The 22,004-nt window shown below is 38.4% G+C and carries 13 protein-coding genes and 1 pseudogene; 10 read left to right on the forward strand and 4 right to left on the reverse strand.

What is annotated here, in order from left to right; translation table 11 throughout:
• The first annotated feature begins 53 nt into the window (after positions 1 to 53).
• Together dnaX and holA are read left to right on the forward strand one after the other, a co-directional pair.
• On the forward strand, positions 54 to 1,556 hold the full coding sequence (gene dnaX, locus H6G73_RS21020; protein ID WP_190608010.1) for a DNA polymerase III subunit gamma/tau: 1,503 nt from the start codon (positions 54 to 56) through the stop codon (positions 1,554 to 1,556).
• The gene (holA, locus tag H6G73_RS21025; protein WP_190608012.1) at positions 1,553 to 2,548 is read left to right on the forward strand and encodes a DNA polymerase III subunit delta; all 996 of its coding nucleotides are present in this window, start codon (positions 1,553 to 1,555) and stop codon (positions 2,546 to 2,548) included. The genes dnaX and holA overlap by 4 nt, the downstream gene beginning before the upstream one ends.
• Positions 2,549 to 2,620: 72 nt before the next feature.
• On the opposite strand, the gene H6G73_RS21030 is transcribed toward holA, so the two are convergent.
• Entirely contained in the window at positions 2,621 to 7,087 is a 4,467-nt protein-coding gene (locus H6G73_RS21030; protein ID WP_190608013.1) for an NACHT domain-containing protein, read from the reverse strand.
• Positions 7,088 to 7,320: 233 nt separating this feature from the next.
• On the opposite strand from H6G73_RS21030, the gene H6G73_RS21035 reads away from it, so the two are divergent.
• From H6G73_RS21035 to H6G73_RS21050, 5 genes are all read left to right on the forward strand, one after another.
• Complete coding sequence (locus H6G73_RS21035) at positions 7,321 to 9,306, forward strand: DEAD/DEAH box helicase (protein ID WP_242034266.1); 1,986 nt, start codon at positions 7,321 to 7,323, stop codon at positions 9,304 to 9,306.
• Between the two features lie 16 nt (positions 9,307 to 9,322).
• On the forward strand, positions 9,323 to 10,063 hold the full coding sequence (locus H6G73_RS24580; protein ID WP_242034267.1) for a Zn-binding domain-containing protein: 741 nt from the start codon (positions 9,323 to 9,325) through the stop codon (positions 10,061 to 10,063).
• A 121-nt stretch (positions 10,064 to 10,184) separates the two neighbouring features.
• Entirely contained in the window at positions 10,185 to 10,802 is a 618-nt protein-coding gene (gene hxpB, locus H6G73_RS21040) for a hexitol phosphatase HxpB (protein ID WP_199317807.1), read from the forward strand.
• A 174-nt stretch (positions 10,803 to 10,976) separates the two neighbouring features.
• A complete protein-coding gene (locus H6G73_RS21045; RefSeq protein ID WP_190608015.1) occupies positions 10,977 to 11,633 on the forward strand; it encodes a hypothetical protein in 657 nt (218 codons plus the stop codon).
• A gap of 247 nt (positions 11,634 to 11,880) precedes the next feature.
• Entirely contained in the window at positions 11,881 to 12,984 is a 1,104-nt protein-coding gene (locus H6G73_RS21050) for an alkene reductase (protein WP_190608017.1), read from the forward strand.
• Between the two features lie 171 nt (positions 12,985 to 13,155).
• On the opposite strand, the gene H6G73_RS21055 is transcribed toward H6G73_RS21050, so the two are convergent.
• Entirely contained in the window at positions 13,156 to 15,045 is a 1,890-nt protein-coding gene (locus tag H6G73_RS21055; protein ID WP_242034268.1) for a type IV secretory system conjugative DNA transfer family protein, read from the reverse strand.
• 440 nt (positions 15,046 to 15,485) lie between these two features.
• Here H6G73_RS21055 and H6G73_RS21060 point away from each other — a divergent pair, with 440 nt between their 5' ends.
• From H6G73_RS21060 to H6G73_RS21070, 3 genes and pseudogenes are all read left to right on the forward strand, one after another.
• The gene (locus H6G73_RS21060; protein WP_190608020.1) at positions 15,486 to 16,472 is read left to right on the forward strand and encodes a WD40 repeat domain-containing protein; all 987 of its coding nucleotides are present in this window, start codon (positions 15,486 to 15,488) and stop codon (positions 16,470 to 16,472) included.
• 78 nt (positions 16,473 to 16,550) lie between these two features.
• Positions 16,551 to 17,565 (forward strand): annotated as a pseudogene (locus tag H6G73_RS21065) (tRNA dihydrouridine synthase).
• Between the two features lie 395 nt (positions 17,566 to 17,960).
• Positions 17,961 to 19,058, forward strand: a complete 1,098-nt coding sequence (locus H6G73_RS21070) for a DUF5895 domain-containing protein (RefSeq protein ID WP_190608021.1) — start codon at positions 17,961 to 17,963, stop codon at positions 19,056 to 19,058.
• Positions 19,059 to 19,299: 241 nt separating this feature from the next.
• Here the strand turns inward: H6G73_RS21070 and H6G73_RS21075 are convergent, their stop codons facing one another.
• Both H6G73_RS21075 and H6G73_RS21080 read right to left on the reverse strand, forming a co-directional pair.
• On the reverse strand, positions 19,300 to 20,028 hold the full coding sequence (locus tag H6G73_RS21075) for a hypothetical protein (RefSeq protein WP_190608023.1): 729 nt from the start codon (positions 20,026 to 20,028) through the stop codon (positions 19,300 to 19,302).
• A gap of 39 nt (positions 20,029 to 20,067) precedes the next feature.
• Positions 20,068 to 21,972 carry a M23 family peptidase gene (locus tag H6G73_RS21080; protein WP_199317808.1) on the reverse strand — a complete coding sequence of 635 codons (1,905 nt, stop codon included), beginning with the start codon at positions 21,970 to 21,972 and terminating at the stop codon, positions 20,068 to 20,070.
• Positions 21,973 to 22,004: the final 32 nt, after the last annotated feature.

Here is a 22,004-nt window from a genome sequence, read left to right on the forward strand (position 1 = left end):
AATTCTATCCCCTTAACAGGGGCAAGGGCGACGAATTAAGGTGAATAAATTCTATGTCTACAGTCGCCCTACATCAAAAATATCGTCCCCAAAGTTTAGCAGAATTGGTGGGACAACCTTACATCAAAACTGCTTTAACTAATGCTGTCAAACACTCACAGATTGCCCCAGCTTATTTGTTCACAGGTTTTAGAGGTACAGGTAAAACTTCCACTGCACGCATATTTGCTAAATCTCTTAATTGTCTCAACAGTAAAAAACCAACTGATAAACCTTGTGGAATTTGTCAATCTTGCCGTGCAATTGAAAGTAGCAATAGTCTAGACGTGAGTGAAATTGATGCTGCTTCTAATAATGGTGTGGATGATGCTCGTGCTTTAATTGAACGCTGTACTTTAGCACCAGTAGCAGGACGTTATCGAATTTTTATTCTTGATGAATGTCATTGTTTAACTGGTAATGCGTTCAATGCTCTACTCAAATGTATTGAAGAACCACCACCTCATGTGGTTTTCATTCTCTGCACCACAGAAATGCACAAGGTTTTACCTACTATTATCAGCCGTTGTCAGGTGTTTAATTTCCGCACTTTATCAATTAAAACTATTGTGCAGCATCTCCGTATTGTCGCAGATGCGGAATCTATTTCTGTTGATGATGAGGGATTAAATGCGATCGCTCGACTCAGTGATGGTGGTTTACGGGATGCGCTGCAATTACTCGGTCAAGCCAGTCTTTTGCATACAGATATCACCGCCCATCATATCATGGAAATTGCAGGTGGTGTGACAGAAGCAGAGTTAATCGCTATTTTACAGGCTATTTCTTCCAACAACACTTTTAATTTGCTGCAAGTTGCAAGAGAATTGGTAGACTCTGGGAAAACGTCCAAATTGATTATCTCAAATTTACTGCAAACATACCGAGATTTGTTGATTATCAAGTCTGCACCAAAGGAACAAGCTTTATTAACTGGTTGTGTCAGTTATACCCAACTCAAAGCTTTTGCTAAACACTGGAATTTTGAGACTCTGAATTTGTCTTTAGCCGAGTTACAAAAAGCTGAAAATTACCTGCGGTATACGGTAAATGCGGCGGTGTGGTTGGAGGTTTGTTTACTCAATTTGCTACCGGGTTTATTGCCTGTGGTAACAACGAAAACCAATGTTAAACCAGGGCATGATAACAGATTGTTACCAACATTTGGTACGTACACCGTTAATAAGGTGACTGAGAAACCTGGAGATAGGGGTGAGGATAGTTTGTTACCAGTAGTTGCAACTAATACTGCTAATACTGCTAACCTAGCGCAAATTTGGCAGCAGGTGATGGATAAGGCTAAACCCAATCATCAAAAGCTGTTGGCTCATGGTCATTTGGTGAAATTGCAAGGGTCTAAGGCAATTTTAGAGGTGACACCAGCTTACCAGAAAAAGTTTGAGAGTGGTAAAGAGGCGATCGCTAAAATGCTGCAACGAGCTACCCAAAGTCCAAAACCTTTAACTGTGTTGATTAAGACCAGCAATCACAGTGATAACGGGAGGGTGAAGGCATGATTGTCTTGCTCACGGGTGATGACGAATACGCGATTCAGTCACAGCTAAATCAGTACAAAGCAGAGATTGATTTTCAATGGCTGACTCTATGTTATCACCGATTTTCAGATAATCAGCTTGACAAAGCTTTGAGTGTGGCTCGTACTCGTTCCCTGACTGATGGTAAAAAACTGGTAATTGTGGAAAATTGCCACCTCAAGCAGTGGGGTGATACGGAGTTGGAAACTTTGCAACAGTTGGTGCAAGTGCCTGATTCGACTATTTTGGTGTTTGTGGCTAATAGTGTGGATAAGCGGCTGAAGGTCTACAAACATCTGGTCAAGTATGGGAAGCTGTTGGAGTTTTCGTTGATACCACCTTGGCGGGATGATTTGATTGAAGAGGCGATAGTTTCGCTGGCTGCAAGACTCTACACGAATACCACGGATAATGCTGTTACAGCTAAGAAAATTAAACTGCTGTTGTCAGAGGAGGCGGTGACATATTTAGCACAAGCTATTGGTAATGATATGACTCGTGCTGCTTCTGAGTTACGCAAACTGTCTATTTATGCTCAGGGTAGAAAATTGGAGCTTGGGGAGGTACAGGAGTTAGTGCCATGTCAAACTCAGAATAGTTTACAGTTGGCAGCGGCGATGCGTGAAGGAAAAAGCCATCAAGTTTTGCAATTGTTGGATGATTTACTGTCTCGTTCTCAACCTTTAATGGTGATTGTCAGCACTATTTTAACGCAGTTTAGAACTTGGTTATGGGTGAAGTCTGCGATTGTTTCTGGGGTGAAGAAGGATGGTGAATTAGCTCAACTTTGTAATATCAGTAATCCTCGTCGGGTTTACTATTTGCGTCAGGAGGTAGCGAATACAAGTATCAATGCTTTGGCTAGGGCGGTGACGATGATACTGGATTTGGAGATGTCTATTAAGAGGGGTGCTGATGGTAGGGATTTGTTGGTGGTGATTCTTGATGTTTGTAGGTTGTTTCAGGTGGTTTAATTAGGAGGATGTTGAGGGATAATTTTGGATTTTGGATTGGATGTTGGATGTCGGTCTAAAATCCAAAATTAGCTATCGAAGTGCTGTGTTAAGGATAAATGCTTTAACTTTAACACCTGATTGTGATAATTCTTCAGCTTGTTTTTCAAACTTTTCTCTTGCTTCATCAATAGTGATTTTTGGTGCTTTAGCTTTGTTAGAATCACTTTTATCCCACTGATTACAGTTAAACCAGCCCACTAAGTAAATGCCATTTTGGCAAGTATTATCTTTCAAATAGCGATTAACGAGTTGTTCTTTCATCGAAGTATTTAACTCCTCATTCCAACAACCTTTTACTTCAATAATAACTGTGATCTGCTTTAACACTTCTTCTTTTGGTTTCTTAATTATAGCATCTACTTGAATATCTGTTCTTTCTCCTTTACTTCCTCCTTGCAACGGTCTAATTTCTACTTCTCTATTCAGAATAATTCCTCTATTTTTAATATTGTTTTTTAAATACCTTGCCACGTAATCAGATAGGCTATTTTCATCCTTTGGAATATAAGTCGTACCTTTAATCTTGTTATGATGAACTTGAGTCAAAGAATCTATGTTTGCAAATTTATCAATAACCTGCTCTTCTTGTAATTTCTTGAGAAGAGATTTGCCTAAATTTCTAACCTTTTTCCAGGGGATCTCATTCCATAAATCAATAACTGATGGATTTTGATCTTGCAGTTCTATGTCCAATTTTTTCAACGATTCAATGAGGACATTTAGAAGTTCATTACCATCTTGAACAAAACGCTTTTCTGTATTACTAATAAGTTCAAAAATTTCAGATGGCTTGGGAGGATTCCATTCTTTACGTCTTCTGATAATTTGAGCTTCCACTAATACTCTGTTCATCCATGTTAATTCAGGTAATTCCTTACTAATTCGTTGAATTTCTAAGCAAGAGCGAGATGTTCCTCTTTCCTTGAGTTGAGTTAAAATACTGTTTCTAAAATCACTTATTTGTTCTCTATTTGTTATCTGATGAACACCTTCACAAACAGGATCTTCATTAGGTGGATATTGCTGAATCATCCAAATATATAAATCTGCTAGTTGTACTTCAGTGATATTTAAGTTAATACCAAATGAGTGACGATTAGCAATTGCTTCAAAAACATTACGACCAAATTTTGTATCCTGTTGAATCATTGACCAAATTAATAACCAATCATCAGAATCAGCGTTCTCAATTAAAATTCCAGTAGCTAATACAATTTTTTGATATTCTTCTTGTTCTATAGGTAATGGATTTGAAATTAAACTCTTAACAAATTCTTTAGCTGGTTGATATCCATATTTTAAAAGTTCTCTTAGTAATTTTTCAATGGTATTTGGTTTGAGTGATTGATTATTATTAATTTCTCTCAAAATTATAGATTTAAAATACTCATCCCAGCATTTAGAAAATTTATCAATAATAAAAACATCATTATATTGTTGATTTTCTTTATTAATTAATATGAGTAGAGTTTCAATAGTTTTATTTGGAGCTTTTTTATATGCTATTCCCACCAAATCATAATAATTATTATCCACTCTACCTAGATTCGGATAGCTTACGATAACTGGTGTCCACTTTTGCCATATTTCATCTGTCAAGATATCTAAACTATTCGGTGATTCTTTAAGTAGCAAATAAATCGCTCTACAGCCAGATAAAGCCAATCTGTCAAAAGTGTTTGTACCTATCCATATGTAATCAATTTCATTTTGTTCTAAAATATATTTCTCAGCACCATTAATAATTCTTTGTTTAATAGTTTGATCTGCTTCTTTCCAACCTGGGATTTCAGTTAAATCATGTTCTAATTCATTTCCATAGTATTTACTTTGTGGTAATAAAGTCATTTCTAGATTTAATTGTAACCACCAATCTAATCTATCTGTGTTTTCTAAATTTTCCAAACATGAAATAACTCTTTCTTTGGGTATTGGTTTTAATGGTAATTCTTCTTTTTGCCCTTTTTGTAAACTTCCCATCCTCTGATAACTTGCCTTCATCTTGTCAGCTTGCGATGAATTTAACTCAATAGGCTCAAAGTAAGATATAAAATGATTGCGTAGAATTTCATTAGTCTGAGTTGCAGTTATGATAGCATCTATCTGTTTTGCATCTTGACGGTTAAAACTCCATTCAATTAGTTGAACCCAAATTTTCTGTACTTTCTGCAATTCTGTATTTTGCAACTTATCCAACATCCAGAATAAATCCTGACTTAAAATCACTTGTTCTGTGAAGTCAGTTAGCGGGTGAATAATATCTGAATCTTTGTTTTGTTCAGTAATTTCTAAAACTAAATTTTCAAGTAAAATACGTCTTTTATTATCATCTTGTAAAAGTTCAGATTGAAAGTCATATTGACTATAATCTCTTTGAGTAATTAACTTTTGGTATTCTTGCCACTGTATAAGAGCTATTTTTGAAAAAGCCTTTGCAATTCCAGGAATGTCAATATTTTCCCAAGCTTTAAGTAAAATTTCATTGCCAATTTTTTCAAAGGAATTACCAAATACTCTTAAACCTTGTTTTTCTAGCCATTGGAGAGCTAATAATAAATCACTGGGGTGAAGTTTTGATGCAAGTTTTTTATCAATAAAACTCTGATATCCACCAAAAAAATTTGCCCTCTTAGGTGGAGTAATAGCGTTAAATAATTCTTCTGCTGTTAAGTGTTCTGGCCACACTGCTTCTAAACTATATCCTTTCAGTCGATCATCTTTATCTTCTTCAAGATTACCAATAGCTAAAGGTTTTAATTTTAATTTTGTCTCTGAATTACCAATTGAACAAAGAGCGTTTGCGGCATTAACTCTTAAATGTATAGATTGAGATGAATCTAATGCTAAATTTACTAAATCTTCTTGAAGATCATCTACTTCACATATTTTAGCAATGTCTATTGCTTCATCTCTTGCTTCTAATGAATTGTTAGAATCCTGAATATACGCACGCAGTTGTTCAGCTAATCTAGGATGTTTCAGTTTTTTGTACTTAAAATAGTTACCTAAATCTCGATTTAACAGTTTTCCATCATTGTAATATTTCAGTAACCTATCAACTATTTTTTCTTTAATTTCTCCATTTGTTGGAATATCACTTCTTAAAAGTACATCTGGATCTGTTTTGATAATTTCTTCGAGACAATCAGGTCTCATACTTGCTAACCAAGCGGCAGTTTCATGGAGTTGAGGAATTAATTTAGATTCTGGATCTCCCTGAGAAACAATTAAACTCATTACTTGAACTAGAGGTATATTGCGCTCACTTAAATACCATGCAGCCAAAAACTCCGCGTAGGTTTGATGAGCAAATCCCATTCTGTTACTACCACGAGAAGAAAATAATCCTGTAATAGATAAAACCTCATCTCTAATATAATTTTCTGTAACTAAAAATTCTTGCTGATTAATGGTTTCTTTGCCTACACATAAATGTAGGATAGCTATGTCTGATTCAGGCATATCTACCATTTCTGTACTTGTCCATATAGCAGTTTTTCTAGCTAAAAGTAAAATGGATGCAATACGACCTGCTATAATTAAACGTTGATCAGAATTTAAACTACCTCGATGCCTTGCTGCCCTACGATCTGGATTATTCTCTTCACATAATTGAAGCAAACCCTGTTTGTATAATTCTTTTTTGGAATCAGGAAAGGTTCCATTTTTTAGGTAAGTATCAGTTAAAAACTTTAATGTAATTGGATTAATAGCAAGTGGGGTAGCTTCTTTATCTAAAATTCCTTGCATGAATAATTCAGTATCTATGCCTTCTGTATGCGCTGCTTCAATAATATCTACTCTACGTAAAGGAGCAAGTTGATATATTTTTATATTATTTTCTTCCCATTTTTCTTTAAGTTTATCTTCTAAACTAGAACTTTCTTCCCAAACAGATGTTCTACAAACTATACGAAAAAAAAGGCGTTCTTCAGGGGTATTAATAGAGTTACACTTACTTAACAGCAAATTAAATATAGCTATATTAAATAGTTTTATTTCTAAAATTTTTACAATTAATAAATAAATAGTTGTCTTAACATTAAAATAATTTTCATTAGCCTGATTATATAAATTATCTATTTCATCTTTCAATATGAGAGGAAGTTCATTTATTGAGAGTGAGCCTTCATCTAAACTATCTAAGAAAAGATGTAGCTTATGATTTCCATTAATCCATTTAATAACATTTTGGTTAGAAAATAGATCATCATCTAAATACTTTTCCAGTCTCGGCTTTCCAAGATTAAAGAATAAACAATCATCTTCAGATGTTTCTAATTCTTGTTCTAATTCACTAAATGCTTGAGTAATTGCTGTTGTTTTACCAATACCTGGCTCACCCAATAATACTAAACAAGGAATATGGGATATAGAATTAAATGGTACAACATCAGGATTATGACCATATTCCGATTCTGGGTCTTCTAAAAATCCACCATAGTCAAACCTGATACTTTCCGCATTGATATACCAAAAGCGTTTCCAATTATACATAATTTTTACAATTTAATTTTTAAACATCACTAGATTTAATTTTACATCAATTTGTAAAACAGTGCTTTATCTTACAAAGTATCAGTACCAATTGAAATTTGTAGTGTAGTAAAGTCCTGTAAGATTCATTGTTTTGTTTTTGATACCAGAGCATCACTTACCGATTCTAACTCATTAATTATCACATTCCCCCACTGGGGGATTTATGAGGGCAAAGTTCAAAAAACCCCACCATGAACACCCCCAACTACAGCTTACTACTACAAAGCCTGTGGACACCACCTACCACACCCATTCCCGAAAATTCCCCCTCAAATCACCATCCCCCAGAACCAACAGAAATCACCGAATTTCTAGGAGAAGAAATACTCTATCAACAAACAATTCCCGCCACCGAACCTAACCTAAAAACCATCCCCAAAGACCTACCAAAACAACTAATTAGAGCAATACATTCATTAGGAATCACCCAACTTTACTCCCATCAAATCAAAGCCTTACAAGCAATCAGAAAAAGTAAAAGTTTCATCCTCACCTCCCCTACAGCCAGTGGTAAAACCCTCAGCACATACCCCGGCATTATCGAAGGTTGCATCACTCAACAACACCGAGCCTTAGCATTTTATGGACTGCGAGCTTTAGCACTAGACCAATTCCATAAAATCTCACAATTACTTTCTACCATACCCCCAAAATATCGCCCAGTTTTAGCAATGATGACAGGAGATGTTAAATCAGCAGAAAGAGAACAAATACTTGCCAGTGAACCCCATATATTAGGAGTCACCCCCGAATTAATTCACTTCCAACTCAAACAAGTTTGGAAATCGCCAAATTGGGCAAACTTTTATCAACAATTACGCTACATCTTAATTGATGAAGCACACACCCTTTCCGGTAGCTATGGTGCAAATATGGCTTGGTTAATTCGCCGGATTAAACTAGCAGTAGATAAATACGGTGGTGACTCCAAAAAACTGCAATTTATCTTCCTCAGTGCTACTTGTGGTAATCCTAAACAATTAGCCTTAAAAATCTCTGGTTTAAACCCTACAAAACTCAATCCTAAACCATTAATTTGGATTCGTAAAAGTGGAGCAGCTTCACCACCCAGACAAATAATTATCACCCAACCAAGTTACAATTTAACTGCTGACACAGCCCGAATAATTCAATTTTTACTCAATCAAAATAAATCAGGAATCGCCTTTTGTAACTCCCGGCGCAGTGTGCGAGAAGTCACAGAAATGTTAAAATCAAATCAAGTCACCGCATTTTACAGTGGCATTACTGCCGAGCGTCGAGCAGAAGTAGTTAATCAACTTCAATCTGGTATAATCAAATGGATTATTGCCACAGAAGCCTTAGAAGCAGGAATAGATTTACCAGAATTAGAATGTTGTGTATTGCGTGGTTGGCCTGGTTCTAAAATGGCATATCAGCAACGCAGTGGTAGAGCAGGACGTTCTCAACCAGGACTCACAGTGCTGCTTCCCAATGCTTTAAACCCCATTGACTGTTATGTAGCAGAACATCCAGAAATGCTAGTATCTGGAAACGCTGAGGAAGTGTTTTTTAATGATGAATATCCCATCTTTGCAGCCAAACATTTGATGTGTGCAGCCGCAGAAACAGGCATTCCTACTAATAAAATTAAACACTATTTTGGTGCAGCAGCTTTTGATGTTGCCAAACTGTTATTAGCCCAAGGACATTTACACAAAGGTAAAAATGGTTTATGGGCTAAAGGTTATCCCCATAAAGATGTGAATTTTCGGGGTGGTTTATCGCAAACAACCATCAAATTAGTAGATGCCATTTCAGGGGAAGAATTAGAGGAAATATCTGAAGATATCGCTCATCGAGAAGTGCATCCCCAAGCTATTTATAAACGACAAAATGCTAAGGGAAAAATGCTAACTTATCAATGTATTTCCTTAGACCTTAACAGTAAACGAGCGATTTTAAAACAAATAACAGATAGTTCAATTTTTACGGTTGCAACTACGGTATCACAAACCAGTAGTTTAACTGTGTTGACTGACCCAATAAATTTACCATTGCTGTTTTCTTCAGATGGTATGGAAGAAAAGAAACAGCAGGAACAGGAACAGAAAATAAAGGGGAAAATTTCGCACTCTGCACCTTTAGCTGAAGTTGAAGAATGTCAAGTAGAAGTTACGCACGAGTTACGGAATAAACTAACCGCAGAGAAATGAGGGTTTGAGAGAGACTTTGCGGAAGTCATGTCAAGAATATTTAACGCTGGAATTAAGTTTTGGTGAAGTGCAGCACATTACCAGTGGTTTCAATTTAATGACGCAAATTCATGAGCAGACTTGTTTAAATAAACGCTGTCTCAACTATAAAGAACCGTTACCTCAACAACCACGCTGTCCTCTGTGTCGTAAACTTACCCGCAAAGCTGTAATTGTGAAAACTTTATCAGAAGAAAAGTTTAAACAACCTTACCGCACTCAGTTTTCTGCCCCGATGGTGAAAGTAACAATTAACTCTAGTGCGCGGGAATATATCCAGCAATTTGCAAAGGAAATGAGGAGCAGTTTAACTCGCACTAAAGAACCTATTCCTTCTGGTTATCAACAGTTGTGGGAATATTCCAGTACCTTCATTGCTATCCACAGCTTTGGACATCAAATTATGAGAGCATTGCAGCTTGTAGCTAAAGTTGACCCCAAACAGGTGAATTTTACTGTGGTGAAGGAGTTGGGGGAGGGTAACAACTATACTGGTTATTTCTATGATACCAGTGATGGTGGTAATGGCGCGGCTGAAGCTGTGTTTAAACATCTGCCAAAACTTGCGGAGGTTGGAAGAGCGATCGCACGAGATTGTAATTGCAATACTGGTTGTGCTAAGTGTCTCATTCAACATGGTTGTCCCGATGGGAATACTGCTTTATTGAAGCAGATGGGGTTGGTGTTGTTAGATGCAGTGGCTAAACCTGAAACATAGCATTTTGTAGTTGTTGAACTTGCAACAATACCTACCCTCAACAGCGTACTCAAAGGGTAGGATTTAATTTGCATAATGCTAAAGGTGTACCTAAAAAGGTTCACCAAATAATTTTCCAGTTTTGGCAGAGGTACTGATGATAGATGCGGCGGTAATATTTGATATGGACGGTTTGCTAATCAACAGCGAGCCTTTTTGGCACAGAGCAGAAGTAGAGGTATTTAATGCTTTGGAAGTGCCATTACATGAGAGTATGTGCAATCAAACAATGGGTTTGCGTTGTGATGAAGTTGTTAGCTATTGGTATGCACGGTTTCCTTGGACAGGTACGAGTCAGTCTGAGGTAGCTGAACGGATTATTAATCGTGTCAGCGAACTTGTAGCAACTCTTGGACAGCCCATGCCCGGTGCAGTGGAAACTATACAATTATGCCAGCAAATGCACTTACCCTTGGGATTGGCTACGTCATCACCCATCTGTCTGATTGACGTAGTTCTAAACAAGCTAAATTTGCAAGACACATTCGATGTTATCAGTTCTGCTCAGACAGAGGAATTTGGCAAACCCCATCCAGCAGTGTATCTGACAACTGCCAATCGCCTCGGTGTGCATCCACAAAAGTGTGTGGCATTTGAAGACTCTATTCGCGGCATCATCAGTGCTAAAGCAGCTTCTATGCGATGTATTGCCGTCCCAGCATTGGAGGAAAGAGAAGACCCCCGATTTGCGATGCTCTGAAGGAGCCGCTGGAAGCGATCGCAGATGTCAAACTGGATTCATTAGAACAGATTAATGAGTTGTGGCTGAAGGAGTTTTTCGCTTAATCGAGCGAAACAACGACGGCAATAATTAACCAAAATAATTAATTTGCAGCGTAACGCTGCCTGGGAGAGATGCAATTTCCTCCCAACTATGCCAATAATCAATCTTGCTGATATTCAACAAATTACTAAAAATCAGCAACAGCTTCTATTTCCTCACCAAAAACACCATCAAAATCACTCTGCTTCTAATTCTATTATTGCAGATAACTTTCAACTGGTGATGAAACAGTTATTTTTACAACTTCCTATACAACCGTTCTTAAATGACCATCCGCAAATAGCTCAATTAGTTAATCAAGTACAGGAACTTGCACCAGAACTTTTTCACCCACGCAAGAAGTTATTAGTTGATAACGCCATCATTGCACCTTTAACAGTAAATAATGAAAATTACTTTATTCAAAGTATCACAAATATAGCATTTAAACGGGGTATTCCCAGAATTTATGAATGGGCGGTGCGTTATCCTAAAGTAAGCTGGCAAGACCGGATAAAGTTGTGGAATACGACTATTCAATACGCAGTTATTCCTAACCAAATGCAGCTTGTTATTTTAGCATTAGACCCTGTGAAACCAGCGCAAAGATTAAATATATGTTGGCACAAAAAGTATCATCGACAGACTGAAAAATGGTTAATTAAACTCCTGAATCAACCTCAAGAGAATGATGCACAATCAAATAAAATTAATCAGGATATATCGTCACTAGTCAATTTAAATGATATTTCTGAAGTTAGCATTTAACCCTCTTTTGTCACTTTTCCAAGATGAAAAGACGTAACCCTTATCAAAAAAGAGTTTTAATCTCGATTTCAACGTCATCTATTTCAAACTCTGCACAACTTTATTCATACAATTTCTTGGCCTTCACGTCCACCAAAAACTGGTTTTTTAAAATCTTCAATCTCACAATCTCCAACTTGCCAGTAATCGTCCCGTCATTTTTGATATAAATTATCCTAAATACTTAAAAACGATTCCAGTTAGACTTATGAATAACACGCTGCAATTATTAACCCCTATACAACTCGGTACTTACACCTTACCGAATCGTCTGGTGATGGCTCCTTTAACCCGCTGTCGTGCTGCGGCTGGCAACGTTCCCTACGAACTCCATGCCACCTACTATGCACAACGAGCAACCGCTGGACTGATTATTTCCGAAGCAACCCAAGTCTGTCCCCAAGGACAAGGTTATCCCGCTACCCCCGGCATCCATTCCGCTGAACAGATTGCTGGCTGGAAAAAAGTTACCCAAGCGGTTCATGACAAAGGTGGTCGCATTTTTCTGCAACTCTGGCACGTTGGGCGCATTTCCCATCCTGATTTTCAGCCAAATGGTGAATTACCCGTTGCCCCTAGCGCGATCGCCCCAACAGGAGAAGTCGGAACTTACGAAGGGATGAAACCCTACGTCGCGCCCCGTGCCCTTGAACTAGAAGAAATCCCCAGCCTGATTGACCAATATCGTCAAGGTGCGAAAAATGCCCTCGAAGCAGGCTTTGACGGCGTTGAAGTACATGGCGCAAATGGTTATCTGATTGATCAATTTTTGCAAGACTGCACCAACTACCGCACCGATGCCTATGGCGGCTCAGTAGAAAATCGATCACGCTTTTTGATGGAAGTTCTGGAAGCCGTGATTGAAGTCTGGGGTGGCGATCGCGTTGGTTTGCGATTATCTCCTTCCGGCAGTTTTAACGACATGGGTGACTCAGATCCCAAGACCCTATTCAGCTATGTTGTGCAGGAACTTAACAAATTTAACTTAGCCTACCTGCACCTCATCGAACCCCGTCTCAATGCGAGCCAAGATACCCTAGAACATCTCAGTAGCGACCTCACCGCTGGTTTTTTCCGTCCCCTGTTTAACAGCAAAATTATTGCAGCTGGCGGATTAAACCGTGAAATTGGCGAACAAATCATCTCCAAGGGCGAAGCTGATCTAATTGCCTATGGTCGCATCTATATTTCTAATCCTGACCTTGTGAAACGTTTTGCCCTGAATGCGTCGTTAAATCCCTACGATCGCAGTACCTTTTACGGCGGCACAGAACAGGGCTACACTGACTATCCCTTTTTAGAAGAAGCGTAAAGTTATGACCTTGGAGTGCCGATTTTAAAAGTTGCTCTAGCTTGGTGATTGGCACTCCCAAAAGCTGCCTATCAATATTTTTTGTGATTCAGCGAAGGTGTCGCACCAGGGCAATAGTTTCAAAATCACGATCATTCTAAAAGCAAACCGTTAGGTCGAGGAATGTCAACCTTACAATCCGGGAGTTAGATAAACTCGTGATACAAAATTCTTCAAAACATCAGTTTCTTGATGATTACTAGACTCCTGTACTGTCGGCACATCTTCCTCTGGTAATGGTAACATCCTTCCTGCTTCCTCAATGCGGTCATACAATGCCTGTGTCAACATTTTGACATCAGGAATTGTTACCTGACTTTCTAACGCAGTTCTCACTTGTTTATCCCAAAGACTCTCACTTTCTTTAGCTCGTTTTTCATCTGTTTTCGACACAGGAATAATTAAAGGATAGGGAATAGAAGCTTGTCCCCCTGAACCGTAACCAGGACTGGTAATTACACATTTACCTTGGGGAAACTTGAGAATTTCATCGGCACTGATAACAGGCATTTTTTGTAAATTCTCACTCCAACTAATGGAACGGCTCATTTGTCCGCCCAAAGAACGCCCTGTGGTACGATTTTTAATTAATACTTCCTTTTCGCCGTAACGCTTTGAGTAATCTTCCGCCGTTTTGTAGTTACCAGGATTGAATAACACATGGGTACTACAAGCCGATGCGATCGCACTCCCCATTTTATCCCCATAAATATCGTAAAGCTGCTCTAGACTTTGAATACCCAAGATAAAACAAGCACCATTAGAACGGTATTCGTTAATCCATTGAGGTAGTCTATCCAGCTTAATTGATGGTAATTCATCTAGGGAAATAATCAACGGGTCTTTACGGGGACGGCTTAAATTACCAACAATCATTAAGTGCATTGCAGCTGCCAGTAAAGGGCCAACCACACTGCGGCGTTCATCATCCAGCTTGAATACTACCATTTCTCTACCTTCTAGCTGAGTAGGAATATCCGATTTACCGATGAATGCCCGCAGCAAATCAGCTTGAATAAAAGATGAGAAAGTACCTGCAGCTGTGGTTAAAATCCCGGAGACAGTCTTTTCTGCATCCTTAGCACTCAAAAATTGAACGAACGAAGTAGCTACCCATTCATCTAAGCGTTTGGACTGTACTGCATGGTCAAGCCGTTGTACTAATTTTGGCAACCGCAACACCGCATACAGCATGGCCATATCTGGGTAAGGTGAACCCTTGACTAACTGTAATAATGCTTTTGCTAACAAGTCACCGGCTTTAGCAAAGAATTCGTCACTTTTACCGCCACTAGCAGCATTGCGGTTGATGACTTGACCAATTTCCCCAGCCATTACCCCATCCCGTGCATCACGCATATAATCAAGGGGATTGATCACACCGCTAAATGCTTCACCAGGGGCAAATACTCGCACTTTATAGCCATACCTTGCAGCTAAAGGTGCGTGGAGTCGCATTTGGTCGCCTTTTTTGTCGTAAAGTATAATCGGAAACCCTTGCTGCATGGCACTTTCTAGCATCCGGTCAATGGTTGAGTAAGTTTTTCCAGAACCAGGCGCACCTATTACCAGTGTTCCCCGTTCGGCATGAGGAAACCACACTGTAGGTGCTGCACCTAGTATGGTTTGGAGGTTAGCCATTAAACCCCGCCACTTGCCTTTTGCCCAATAACGGGGTGTTCCAGACCAGAGGGTAACTTTATTGTGTTTGCGTTGTTTGAGTTGCTTGAGTGCGAGGTTAGTAGCTGCTAGTTTTTCGCTGATACCGCAGACTTTGCCAGTGGTGATTTTACCTTTACCAGTACCACTGATTTGCAGCAGAATTAAGACTACTAACAGTCCACCTATCATTGTCCAACCTTGGGGGTTGTTGTATTGTTGCAGGAATTTACTGAAATCAATACTGGCTAGTGTTGGTTGGTAAGATGGTAGGTTAATTAGTGCTGTTTGAGTGGTGAGATGGTGGGTTGGTAAGTTTTGCTGGTCAAGGTTCATGGCGGTTGTGTAGGGGTTTACCAGCAATTTTAGTTACCAAGGTAAAGTTAGGGTATTGACCTTTTGGATATTTTTTGAGAGAGATAGGGGACAATACATAAGATTAAGTAAAAACACTAGTTTTAGCTTGTTTTTTTTCACAAACCTGAAAATATTCAACCTATTTTTATTCTTGTTTATTTTTTATGGAAATAAAAATATCAAAGACACATTATACCGCTATACAAAGCTTAAAAACCTTGCCATGAGAGAATTACTTCCATAGGAATTACCTAACACTTCTAACTCTCGCAAATACTCCGAAATCATGACTTTTGCTAAATATAATTTATCCCCGTCATGAACCAGCTTATGGGGCGGGGTTATTGGCGTTAAAGGCTTTATCTGACACAACAAGCTCAGATTGAGATATAATTTTTTAACTTATGTAATCGCACTTCTAGGAAAAACTTTTTGATCTACTAATAATGCAGCCACAAAATCGCCGTTTATCTTCTTCCTATATCCATAGTATTAATGGACAAATACCTATTACTTCTATAGCAATTAGTCCTGATAGTCAAACATTAATTAGTGCTAGTAATGATGGCAATATTCAACTGAGAAATATTGCTACATGGAAACTATTGCGAACGATAGACACTAAATCTAATGGATATAGTCAATCCAGAGGGGTTAGCTGTCTGATAATTACTCCTGATGGTAGTAAAATCATCAGTGGGACTGGAGATAACAGTATTAAATTATGGGAATTTGCAACAGGAAAATTACTACATAGCTTTAAAGATTCAGATTTATTTACTCCTTTAAAATTTGCTCTTGCTGCTGATGGTCAAACGCTCATTTGTGGTAGTGCTATTTTTTCTGCTGCTGGTGAAGTAGAAACTGTTAGCTTATGGAATTTAACCACGAGAAAGTTAATCCGTATGCTGAAGTATTCAGATATAGGTGAAGTTAATTCCGGGGCTATTGCTATTAGTCCCGATAGTGAAACTTTTATTGTTGAATCTGCTATGGGTGAAAATTTATTACTGTTAGATACTGCTAGTGGTAAAATCTTAGGAATCTTTAAAATATCTTCTAATTATTCGCGCTCAAGCAGAATTGTCATTAATCCTGATGGTCAAATTTTAGTGCGTGGTAGTGAGCAAAATTTTGTGAATACGCTTCCTTCCAGAATTGAAGTCTGGCATTTGACAACGGGAAATTTGTTATATACAATTACGCAAGAAAATTCAGATTATGTTACGGCTCTTGCTATTAGTCCAGATGGTAATACTTTATTCAGTGGAGGGTTGGATAATACCATTAAATCCTGGAATTTACACACTGGAGAATTATTAAATACTTTTACAGGTCATCAAGATAGGATTTCATCAATTGCCATAAGTCCCAATGGTCAAATTTTGGTTAGTGGTAGTCAAGATTGTACAGTTAAAATTTGGCGAATCTAGCATGATAATTGTCAGTAAAATAGGCTGTATCTGGTAATTGATAGTTAAGGATTCACTTCGCAAATTCTCTTCATCTCTATGTCTCAGATATTGCTCCCCCAATCGCTTCAGAAAGACCTACCATTCACCGCTCTTGCACCCATGCAGGATGTAACAAATCTCTGGTTTATGAAGGTCATTGCCCACTACGGTAGTCCCGACTACTTTTTCACAGAGTATTTCCGCGTTAATGATACCTCACGGCTCAATCGTAAAATTCTAGCAGCAATCACCGAAAACGATACCGGTCGCCCCGTTTTTGCTCAAATGATTGGAGAAAGCATTCCCGACCTAGTAAGAACAGCAAAGGAACTCTGCAAATATAATATCGCGGGAATAGACTTAAACATGGGCTGTCCAGCGCCGAGAATCTATCGCAAAAATGTTGGGGGTGGATTGCTGCGAGAACCGGAAAAGGTAGAGCAGATTTTGGGAGAATTGCGTGCTGCTGTGAATGATAAACCTTTAACTGTCAAAATGCGCGTAGGCTTTGAAAATACAGATAACTTTTATGAAATTCTCGATATAATCAATCGCCACAATATTGATTTGCTGAGTTTGCACGGTCGCACGGTGAAAGATATGTACCACGGGCAAGTTAAATATGATTTGATTGCGGAAGCGGTGAGACGGGTTGATTGTCCAGTGTTGGCTAATGGCAATATCAACTCGGCGAAAACTGCCCTGGAAGTGCTTTCTCAAACGGGCGCGGCGGGGGTGATGGTGGGACGTTGGGCGATTGGGAATCCTTGGCTTTTTAATCAAATTCGCCAAGCTTTGCGAGGAGAGGAGATCACACTGGTTTCTTTAGTAGAGGTACGCAACTATATTGACCGTTTATGGCAAACTCCCGCAGCGTCAACTATACCAGAGCGATCGCGGGTAGCCTACCTGAAAATGTTCCTTAACTACATTGCTTTAAATGTTGACACTGAAGGTCATTTTCTCCAACTGATGCGACGAGTGCAAACTGAGGTAGAAATGTTTAATTTGTGCGATCACTTTTAGTGATCTGACGAAAACTTTAGCCCTAGCACCTTCTTTGAGCGTGTAATTATGGCAATTATTTAGTTTAACTAGAAATGCAAACTGTTAAGAGCCGACTATCATTCATTCTTGCACGGAAAGAACCCACAGCCATTATTTTAGTACGAAGTTATAGTAAATGGGTTCGTCTGATTCGATGGAATACCACGAATGATAGCTTTGAATAGTGCAAGTCAATGGTAGGGTTGGGGTTGTCAGTGGAGATTACTAAAATTTGTAGTTTAATTTGAACGATATCCATCCAATTCCGTACTATTAAAATTTTTATTGATTAGAGAAAAGCCAACTCCCCCATGATTTTGCATTAAAGGTTTCATACTAAGGTGAACATGAGCGCCAGTAGCAGCAAAACCCCTTGAGGCTAACGCCTCAGACATTGGATAATCGTATTGATACAGTCCAATGGTTAAATCAAGAACTACAAACAACTCTCATCGCCCTAATCAATCTAGCACCAAAACTACCGCTTCTCAACCTAAAACTGCCAAAGCTAAACCAACTGACACGGATGCTTATGACTTTGAAACAGAAGAATTTGAAATAGACCCTGAACTCTTGGATGATAGCTATAACCAAGTCCGTAAACCGCTGCTTCCCTATGGCATTGTCGTTAACGATAAACCTGCTGGACTTTTGATTCCAGAAGACCAGTTAGAAAAAGCTGGTTGGATAGAAATGCCAACAGAAGATGACCTCACAACTGTCACTTTAACTGAAGATGTTACCGGATTATTAATTACTGAAGGTCGGTTACTCGTTTTAGCTTTTGCACCAGAATATATCCGCTATAAATCAGATGTAGAAGATGTGGGTGGTTCGTTTGTGGGACTTTATGACGACTACAGGAATAGTCTGGATAAAAGAACAATGGATGTGTGTTCAGAACACGCAATTATGTTTCTGAATGACAAAAATAACCCATTACATACTACGCCGATTGTAGTCCGATTTAAAAATGTGGCTCTTTGGAGTTTTAAATCAGTACGTGAGGAGTTTTATCGTTCCTTAGAGAAAACCTTTGCTGATTATTTCCAAGTGCCATTTAGCGGTAAAAGTGATAAATGGCGCAGTTTAGGTGTGCTGGAAGTTGAGTTTAAAGCCGTGAAAGAAGGCGAAGGTAAAAATAAACACAACTGTTGCAAAACTGTAGCTTACACTAAACCCACAGTTGACAACTTTCCCCAACTGTATTTAGGTAAACCCGCAGCTAAAAGTTTAGTTTGGCAGCAACATGATGCGATCGCCGGTTTTAATGAACCGCAAGCTTTACCTGCTTTACCAGGAGAATCAACAGCTGTAGAGGTGGAAGTGCTACCCCCAAACAAGAATAAAAGCAAAACTCAAACTGGCCGTAAATCCAAACCTGCAACCAAACCACCTCGAAGGATTCAAGTGATTGAGGATGATGACGACGATTTTCTAGATGAAGACGATGATTTGGAGGCTGAGTTGGATGATGATTTTGACATGGAAGATGAAGATGCACTCGATGATGACTAGTATCAGTATCTAGCAAAAATCGAAGATTACAGTCAAAATAAAATTTCAATCAAAATCAAGCAGGTTTTATTTTGGACTTGAAGCATCTCGCTGGCTCCTGAATCGTGCTATAAATTACGCTTAACTAAAATCTGCCGTAGCCAAAAACTATGGCAGGTTTTTAGTTAGACAAACTAGACGTTAATGATTAAATTATTGTTGATTGATAGATTTTGAATAATCAAAATTATTAATTATTTTCCTATCTTTGGAATTTATTACCATTGCTAAAAAGTTGGCTATCTGCAACTTGATAATGATTGCCATTGAAACAATAGTTAAATTGCCGTAGTTGCTGTTTTTCTGTTTGCAGTACCTTGAGGCAAGGTAACGGCTGATTGCGCTTATCTCCTACAGCTAATAATTGCTTACCTGGTGGTAAATTGGGGTTTAAATAACTCAAGAATACCCGTATAATTGGTTGATTTTGTTTAAACCAGTAACCAGCATATAGACAACCCAAAACACCGCACACCTCTGGATTATTAAAATTGAAAAGTGTGAAGTTTCCATCTGTTACGGCTACATTCCAAGCTAGTATATTTTTGACAGATGCTTTGGCATTCAACTTTGTGTTTTCGGCAATAACCTGTTCTAAAACAGGAGCAGGAACAAGATTAACAGCTTTGTTCCAATTCACAGTAGCTGCATTCAAACTACAGCCTACTAAGGTCAAAAGCATAGACAGCAGTACGAAAATACTAAAACCAATGCGGAACCAATGTACTCCGTAACGTATCCGCATAGAAGGTTCTGGTAATTGATGTGTTGTTGTTAATGATTGAGGATCAGTAATCAAGGTTGAGGAAGAAGAAATGGTGTTTCTTTCTGTTACTTCATTACCAAAGTGTGTTTCTGAATTTATCTCAATATCAGATATTTCTTTTTTTCCTGAATCAGTAGATAAAGAGGTTGTAGATAAATTAGTCATTTTCTACCTCTACTTCTCATGATTTTGAGTATGAGTAATCTATTTAGCAGCGAAACTAGAAGCGCAGGTTAAAGTTCCATTATCGCTATTATTATTGCTGTATAAAGCTAAAGCAGTGCGTCCATAATCTTTAAGACTGAGACGACCAAAAGCGTCTGAACTACTCGCATCAACTTTGCTATTATCACCACCAAAATGCTTTTGAGCTACCCTTTCAATCAATCGTTCACCAGTAAATAATTGTCCGGTTGTCGGGTCAATTTCACTTTGAGTTGCTTGAATTTTGTTGGCGATATCAGCCATAAATGCTTTATCTTGGTCAGCAGGTGGGAAAAACTCAAATAATTCAGCTTCCGTAGGTTGATAACCTTGTTTAACTCGACTAAGAAACTGTTCACCTCCGGTTTTGGCAGCTATTAACTGTACAGCATATGGGTTGTAACTCATGAACTGATACCGTCCCAGTCCTCGACCACAGTTTAATCCGTTATCCGCGCAGGTATACACACCAACTGCTTTGTAATCTCCACTACCAGCACTTTCAATTTCCGCAATTGCATTTCCCAGCAGTCGCAAATTAACGCCGTTAAATGATTGATTGATGATTGAGCGGCCTTTATTGGTAAATGTGCAAGGATTAACTTGACTGGTTACTGTATTACTTTGGCTGGGATTGCTTCTCGCTGCTCTTGTTGCACCTGTTGGTGTCGAAGTGAAATTCTCACTCTGCTCATTTGCGCTGTCCAAATTGCCTACAAACATCAAGGCATTCACCTCATAGCTGAAAAAAGGAATCGGGCCAATAAAATAAGGTGTACAGCCCTTGCGCCAAGCACAGAAGCGAAAGTATAAAGCTGTATCAACTGTATCTGTGGTTTCGTCCGGTTCCATGACCACCACTTTAAAAGCTTTACCAAAAGGTAAACGTCCGGTGGGTTCGCGTCCGTTGTTAACTGCTTTGAGTAAACCCCAACCTCCCTCAACTTCCTGGTATTTACCGGATATCCATTGCTTACCTTCTTCATATGAGCGATCACTTGCACCAACATTCTCCAAATTATCCAGTTCTACGTAAGCACAGTCTTTTTGAGTACAGGATACAGAAAATCCTTGCACATCTGAACCAGAAATGGTGTTTTGACGTTGATTTTCTGCTGTTCCATAAACCGCATCAATTCGCATTACTAAATTACCAATTTCAATGATAGGATTAGGCATCAATCCTAAAGGTACTTGTCCCAGTCCAGGAATGTTTTTGACAAAGCTATTCATCCAATTGGTTAAATCTTGAATTGGTACTGTTTCTAAGTTAGGAATTGAAGTCAGCGAAAACTTTGACAAGTCAATTTCTTTCAGTTGCATTTGTCCAATTTGGTACTGTTTAATTATCTGAGATAATCTTAAATTTACTGGTTGAATTCCTTTTGTTTGCAGTAAAGCAGCAACAGGTTGAATATCTTTGACTGGTGTTTGAGCTAATTGGGGAACAACTTTAGCTAAATGACTCAATGTTTGTTCTTCAATCAGAGGAAATTCGCTCAAAGGAACATTATTTAAATCAATAGATGTAATATCTGCTATAGCTTGTAAAGAAAATTGTTCTGCTTGCAATGCTTCACTGATATCTCCCATTTTTAAATATTCATCAGGAGTCATTCCTACAGTCCAAGTTCGACTCAAGTCATAACCTAAGATTTGATTATAGGGACTACCATTAATTGCACCAGATTGATTGATACCTGGGAGTTGACTGAGAGAAATTTGCTTCCAGTCTGGGAGTAAAAGTTTGTTGGTAGGTAATCTAGATTGAACATTGGCAACTTCTACAATTCTAGTAGGTAAACTGCCATTATTATATCTGCTATTGGCAGCTTTTGCAGTGACATTGTAGATAATAAAAGTGATGACAACTAGAACAAATATCCATTTTTTGGTAATGTTCATAATTTTAGTTTGAAACAATGACACAATGATTA

The sequence above is a fragment of the Richelia sinica FACHB-800 genome (genome assembly GCF_014698825.1).
Taxonomy (GTDB): Bacteria; Cyanobacteriota; Cyanobacteriia; order Cyanobacteriales; family Nostocaceae; genus FACHB-800.

Bases quoted from the DNA above. Each gene is read 5' to 3' on its own strand.
- H6G73_RS21045 (WP_190608015.1), top strand. From the start codon at position 10,977: ATGCCAATAATCAATCTTGCTGATATTCAACAAATTACTAAAAATCAG.
- H6G73_RS21035 (WP_242034266.1), top strand. From the start codon at position 7,321: ATGAACACCCCCAACTACAGCTTACTACTACAAAGCCTGTGGACACCA.
- H6G73_RS21070 (WP_190608021.1), top strand. From the start codon at position 17,961: ATGGTTAAATCAAGAACTACAAACAACTCTCATCGCCCTAATCAATCT.
- H6G73_RS21075 (WP_190608023.1), bottom strand. From the start codon at position 20,028: ATGACTAATTTATCTACAACCTCTTTATCTACTGATTCAGGAAAAAAA.
- H6G73_RS21030 (WP_190608013.1), bottom strand. From the start codon at position 7,087: ATGTATAATTGGAAACGCTTTTGGTATATCAATGCGGAAAGTATCAGG.
- H6G73_RS21060 (WP_190608020.1), top strand. From the start codon at position 15,486: ATGCAGCCACAAAATCGCCGTTTATCTTCTTCCTATATCCATAGTATT.
- H6G73_RS21080 (WP_199317808.1), bottom strand. From the start codon at position 21,972: ATGAACATTACCAAAAAATGGATATTTGTTCTAGTTGTCATCACTTTT.
- dnaX (WP_190608010.1), top strand. From the start codon at position 54: ATGTCTACAGTCGCCCTACATCAAAAATATCGTCCCCAAAGTTTAGCA.
- holA (WP_190608012.1), top strand. From the start codon at position 1,553: ATGATTGTCTTGCTCACGGGTGATGACGAATACGCGATTCAGTCACAG.
- H6G73_RS21050 (WP_190608017.1), top strand. From the start codon at position 11,881: ATGAATAACACGCTGCAATTATTAACCCCTATACAACTCGGTACTTAC.